Consider the following 1,281-nt stretch of genomic DNA (forward strand, 5'->3'; position numbering starts at 1 on the left):
AACTACAATAAAGATCCAAGAGATAAAACAAAATGGTACACCATAAATACCGAAAAGCTGGAGGAACTTTATGCTGAAATTGAGAACAAAAAGAAAAAAGAAGAATTACAAGCCTTAGAAAAAGCTGTGCCTAATGCATTAGGGCAAAATGCACCAATGGAAAAGTGCAAAATCCACCAATGCACAAGTGCAGATTGCACCGATGCAACAGAGCAAAATCTGCCAATGCAAAATGGCAATATGCCCCAACCATTACCAGAGATTACTACAAATAATTCATCAAAGATTACTACAGATATTTCATCATATAATTCCACCCATCATTCCATCATAGATGCCGAGTATTCAGAACCAAGAAAAAGGATGGATGGAGAGGCGGAAATAGAAAACAAAAATATATATCAGAAATATTTAGATGAGTTAAGAACACAGACAGGCTATTATGAACATCTTGAGTTGGGCAATAAATTTATAGTTAAAGACTTTGATGAGATATTAAAGATACTGGCAGATATTATGATACTTGATGATAGAGAGTTTGTTACAATCAATCAAACGAAGCTTCCGGCACATATAGTAAAAGAAAGATTTAGAAAACTTAGATCAGAGCATTTAGAGTATTTGTCAGATGTTATTAAGGAAAATGAATACAAGATTAGGAATATCAGAGCATTTGTCCTAACAGCAGCATATAATGCACCAAGCGGGATAGATGCACACTACTCTGCCCTTGTAAGTTATGATATGAGAGGAGGATATTGAATGTGGTTAACGAAGAAATTGCAAGAAAGACATTAAGCCTTGAAGTTAAGGCTGCTAAAGTAACAGGAAAACTTCTTTTAAATCTGTTGAAAAAACTGATAAAAGAAGCAGAGAAACTGGGAGGACTTGAAAAGCTCGTTAAAGTAAACGGAAATGAAGTCAAGCTCAAGGATATGGCGAAAAAAGGGCAACTGGAAGAAATACCGGTAGAAGAAGCGGAACTGAAAGAACTGAAAAAAGAGCTTAACAAATATGGTGTTAAGTTTTCGGTAATGAAAGATAAAGAAACAGGCAAATACTCCGTATTTTTCCAAGCCAAAGATATGAAAATGATGGAGAAAGCCTTTAAAAATGCCCTTGCAACATCAGAAAGAAAGGCTGAGAGGAAAGAGTCCATTCACAAAAATATTGAGAAGTTTAAGGAGATGGCAAAAAATACTGTTTCTAAGGATAAAGTTAAGAATAAACAAAAGGAGCAGAGCTTATGAGCAACTTAATAACATTTGAAAATATGGAATT

2 protein-coding genes are annotated in these 1,281 nt (G+C 34.6%); both read left to right on the forward strand.

The window, feature by feature from the left end; genetic code table 11:
• On the forward strand, nucleotides 1-762 hold a 762-nt coding region (locus BQ7358_RS00010), incomplete at its 5' end, for a DUF6017 domain-containing protein (protein WP_072520077.1).
• A 2-nt stretch (nucleotides 763-764) separates the two neighbouring features.
• Nucleotides 765-1,250 (forward strand): PcfB family protein, encoded by a 486-nt coding sequence (locus tag BQ7358_RS00015; RefSeq protein WP_006268784.1) that lies wholly within the window; start codon nucleotides 765-767, stop codon nucleotides 1,248-1,250.
• Nucleotides 1,251-1,281 lie beyond the last annotated feature (31 nt).

Source organism: Gemella massiliensis (genome assembly GCF_900120125.1).
GTDB lineage: Bacteria > Bacillota > Bacilli > Staphylococcales > Gemellaceae > Gemella > Gemella massiliensis.